Raw genomic sequence first — 2,834 nt, 5'->3', positions numbered from 1 at the left:
GTGGTGCCCGATATGCACCAAACGCGCGGGAGATCGAGGGGCGAGCCTTGCGTCGCAGGTCGCGCCCACGCACCTCAACGCGTATCAACCGCGAATGARGTCGGCCGCCGTGCGATCCCTTCGATCGCGCGCCTGGAGTTTTTTGCGTAGCCGCTTGATTGGCACATCGACCAGGTGCAGGCAGATAGCGGCCAGCGGGAACGACACGAGGATCACCTCACCCAGAAGCACCCACGGGGGCAGCGAGCGTTCGAAGTCGATGATGTCGATGAGCAAGAAGTGCCAGAGGTAGATGCCGTAGGAAAGGCGGCCGATGTAGACCATCGGCCGCGACGCCAGGAACGGCGTGTCGCGGTGCTCCGCGAGGTGGCAGACGAGCACGAAGGCCGCGAGCTCCGCGAGGGTGATCCGCAAGGTCACCCCCTCCGTGATGCGGACGAAGGGCAAGGACGGAAGAGCGACGGTCAGCGCGAGGCCGATGCAGGCGATGACGACGGTCGGCCGCGACACCTTCAGGCGGGCCAGCGCCGCGATGGCGCCCAGCACAATGCCGGTCACATGCGTGTCGAAGCTGAAGTACGCCTGCTTCCATCCCCAGTTCAAGGCTACGAAGTAACGCCACGCGGTGAAATGGCGACGCTCTTGCAGAGCTAGTCTTGAAGGGCGCGGTCCGCGGGGATCGCGCCCTCATTTTTTTGGAGTCCGCTTTGCAGCGGTGGCTCTCGGCGGCGACCGGACGTTGAACTCACGCTCTTTGCCCCTTAATGATCATAGCGGTGCCGCGACGTCGGCGGCTCCCTTTGTACGGCGGCTTCCGCTGGCAAAGCAGGCGAGGACGAGCGAGAAAATCTCGGCACTGCTGAGATAAGTCCCTGGCATAGAGCCGTCAGTGGGCAGCAAGGGCGACTCCCTATGACAGCGCCCTGGCCGAGACGATCAACGGCCTCCGCAAGGCCGAGTTGATCCATCGCCGTGCGCCGTGGAAGACCAAGGAGGCGTGGAGTTCCAATTGCACATCTTCGATGCAGATACGGGCGAGATCCAATGGCGCCAGATCAAACGCGCGAGACTCACCGAATTCTTCGTCAAGTGCGTTCCAAGCCTGGTCGCAATGGAAGCGTGTGGCGCCTCCTGCTGGGGTAGAAAAATCGGCAACTGGGTCACGAGGTCACGAGGTCACGAGGTCACGAGGTCACGAGGTCATCTGGGCAGCAGGATCACTGCAACATCAGCCAGAATGAAGGTCGCACGCCTTCCTGAATCTCGCAGTGCAAAAAGCCTGTTGCTCTTCTCGGGCGGACCACGTAGACGTTTCAGCTCGGCTTCCGGGTTAACTCCCTCATTCAGGGCTGCTTGTCCCTAAATGAAGTATGACTGCCCCTCGCAAAGGGATTAAAGTCCCTTAAAGCAGTAGTACACTCCTCGTTTAAGGGCCTTGGCGGGAACTTTATCCCTGAATGAGGGACATATCAGTATGAGTTCTGCCGACTTTTTATTCACTCCGACAGTTCAGCGCGTTCTGGCGGCCACCCTGGCCAACCCAGACCGGTCATTCCTGCTGAGTGAGCTCCTGGACCTGGCAGCAGGCGGCAGAGGCGGCGCTCAGCAGCAGATTGAGCGGCTTTTGCAAGCTGGAGTCCTCACTGAGGAGCCTCGGCGGGGGCGTCAGCGCAGCATCCGAGCTAACAAGGACTTCTTCCTGTTTGACGAGCTAAGAAGCATTGCGCGCAAGTCCTTCGGGGTCAAGGAGCCCCTGATGCGAGCTCTTGAACCGTTTGGCGATAGCATACGGGAGGCGTTCGTCTTTGGCTCTGTGGCCAAAGGCTCTGACAACGGCCGAAGCGACATCGACCTGGCCGTCATCGGGCGTGTGGCTTTACGTGAGGTGACCAATGCCCTTCTGGACCTCGAGCAGGAGCTCGGAAGGCCCATTCATCTGAGCTTGTATGACCCAGAGGAGTGGGAAGAACTGATTTCAAGTGACCAAGTCATGGCTCAGATTGCAAAAGGGCCAAAGTTGGAGCTGATTCGCAATGATGAGACCGTCTGAATACGACAACCTCATTAGGACTCGCGCGCTCGAAGAGGTCCCACAGACTCCTGGAGCCATCGAGGGCTTCCTGAAGGATGCGGCAGAGAGCCTCGAAGTGGCTCGGACCGTGGATGTGAAGCGGCCGAAACAGCGCTTCATCCTCGCTTACGAAGGCTTTTACTCGCTAGTCCAGGCAGTGCTCGAGTTCTATAGCGTCCGAACCAAGGAATCTGGCCGCAACCTGGCCATTCTTCGAGCCGCAGCGGACTTGAACCTCGACGCGGACGAAATTAAGCTGGTGAGCGTCGCTCATGGCCGGCGCAACGACACCACGTATCGTTCGCCTTTCCCGCCAATCTCGCGAGCGGAAGCGCAGGCGATGATTGACATCCTTGGCAAGACTCTCCCGGTTGCCCACACGCTCACCGGTGTTCCGGCTCCGGCGGCTGGCCAAGCCTGACTGCGAATGCGTCCGCGAAGGTGAGGGCTGGGCTCGAAGTCAACGGGCGCGTCGCTAACGTCTGGGAGGTGCTCTCGTATATGCCCCGATTTATTTAACATAACATACATTGTATTTGTTATAACTGTAGCGGCTGAGTAGTAATGTCGCGTCTGGCCCGAATAGAAATGTCGCATCGCTGGCACCCGCCCAAGTCACCGCGACATGAAAGGCAGCCGAAGCCCGCGGGAACAACAAGTTGCTGACACTCTGAACAATAAATTGCTGACAAATGAACAACAAATTCAGGACAGCCGCGAAGGTCGAACAACAAGTTCGAGACTGCCGCGGTAAGTGATGCAG

Annotated in this window: 3 protein-coding genes and 1 pseudogene; 3 read left to right on the top strand and 1 reads right to left on the bottom strand. The window is 59.1% G+C overall.

The window, feature by feature from the left end; all coding sequences use genetic code 11:
• Positions 1–84: 84 nt before the first annotated feature.
• On the bottom strand, positions 85–603 hold the full coding sequence (locus AC1DOC_RS27820) for an acyltransferase family protein (RefSeq protein ID WP_478130932.1): 519 nt from the start codon (positions 601–603) through the stop codon (positions 85–87).
• A 271-nt stretch (positions 604–874) separates the two neighbouring features.
• Here AC1DOC_RS27820 and AC1DOC_RS27815 point away from each other — a divergent pair.
• From AC1DOC_RS27815 to AC1DOC_RS27805, 3 genes and pseudogenes are all read left to right on the top strand, one after another.
• Positions 875–998, top strand: a pseudogene (locus AC1DOC_RS27815) (IS3 family transposase); the annotation flags it as partial.
• A gap of 476 nt (positions 999–1,474) precedes the next feature.
• Positions 1,475–2,050, top strand: a complete 576-nt coding sequence (locus AC1DOC_RS27810) for a nucleotidyltransferase domain-containing protein (protein WP_018904223.1) — start codon at positions 1,475–1,477, stop codon at positions 2,048–2,050.
• Positions 2,034–2,492, top strand: coding sequence for a hypothetical protein (locus AC1DOC_RS27805; RefSeq protein ID WP_018904222.1), 459 nt, complete (start codon positions 2,034–2,036; stop codon positions 2,490–2,492). Before AC1DOC_RS27810 ends, AC1DOC_RS27805 begins: the two co-directional genes overlap by 17 nt.
• Positions 2,493–2,834: the final 342 nt, after the last annotated feature.

The organism is Variovorax sp. 01T439_2 (genome assembly GCF_056398445.1).
The sequence above is the reverse complement of the archived record's forward strand: the minus strand, read 5'-3'. Positions and strand labels throughout refer to the sequence as shown.

Bases quoted from the DNA above. Each gene is read 5' to 3' on its own strand.
- AC1DOC_RS27805 (WP_018904222.1), top strand. From the start codon at position 2,034: ATGATGAGACCGTCTGAATACGACAACCTCATTAGGACTCGCGCGCTC.
- AC1DOC_RS27810 (WP_018904223.1), top strand. From the start codon at position 1,475: ATGAGTTCTGCCGACTTTTTATTCACTCCGACAGTTCAGCGCGTTCTG.